The 1,043-nt window shown below is 48.7% G+C and carries 1 protein-coding gene; it reads left to right on the forward strand.

Annotation, left to right across the window (positions count from 1 at the left end):
- A partial coding sequence (locus tag Q4Q40_RS24020; RefSeq protein ID WP_303304597.1) for a beta-ketoacyl [acyl carrier protein] synthase domain-containing protein occupies positions 1-1,043 on the forward strand: 1,043 nt, incomplete at both ends.

Below are 1,043 nucleotides of genomic sequence, written 5' to 3' on the forward strand. Positions count from 1 at the left end.
GGACAATCGATAGCCGTAGTGGGAATGTCCTGCAGGTTCCCGGGAGCCAACGATCTGGAAGAGTACTGGGACCTTCTAAAAGAAGGGCGCTGTACGATAGACAACGTGCCCTTCGAACGTTGGGGCCATAAAAATGACCACAAGGCAGGAATGCTCGATCGGATAGGGCAGTTCGATGCGGACTATTTTATGATACCTGAGGAGGATGCCAGAGCGATGGATCCACAGGCTCTGCTCGTATTGGAAGAGAGCCTTAAACTATGGTACCATGCCGGGTATTCGCATAAAGAAATAAAAGGTAAACCCGTTGGGGTATATATAGGTGCTAGGAGCCAGCACCGCCCAGAGGAGGCTGTCCTGCAACAAATGAAAAACCCTATTCTTGGGATAGGTCCCAACTACATAGCCGCTAACGTATCTCATTTTTTTGACCTCAAGGGACCAAGTATGGTATTAGATACAGCATGCTCGTCCGCATTGGTAGGAATGGATATGGCCGTACAGGCTCTAGAGAATGGCGAGATCGAATCTGCTATCGTGGGTGGTGTAGGATTGCTTCCCTCAGATAGCGCTCACCGGATCTTTTCACAGAGAAACCTGCTAAGCAAGGATGGAAACTTCCACATTTTTGATGGCAGGTCCAAAGGGATCGTACTAGGGGAAGGTATCGGAATGGTGCTCTTAAAAACAATGGACAAAGCTCTTGACGACAGAGACCAGATATACGCCGTTATACAAGGTATCGCTGTGAACAGCGACGGACGCACAGCTGGGCCGGCAACCCCGAACCTCGAAGCTCAGAAATCGGTAATGGAACGCGCACTCTCAAAAAGCGGCATAAAAGCTGAGGATGTCAGCCATATCGAGACCAATGGTTCTGGTTCAAGGGTCACGGACTTGCTCGAGCTAAAGGCCATACAGGCCGTATATAGGAATACCTCTAAAAAACCATGCAGTTTAGGATCTGTAAAACCAAACATAGGACACCCTTTATGCGCTGAGGGAATTGCTGGGTTTATAAAAGTCGTACTAACACTACACCA

Source organism: Flavivirga jejuensis, from assembly GCF_030540765.1.
GTDB classification, from domain to species: domain Bacteria; phylum Bacteroidota; class Bacteroidia; order Flavobacteriales; family Flavobacteriaceae; genus Flavivirga; species Flavivirga jejuensis.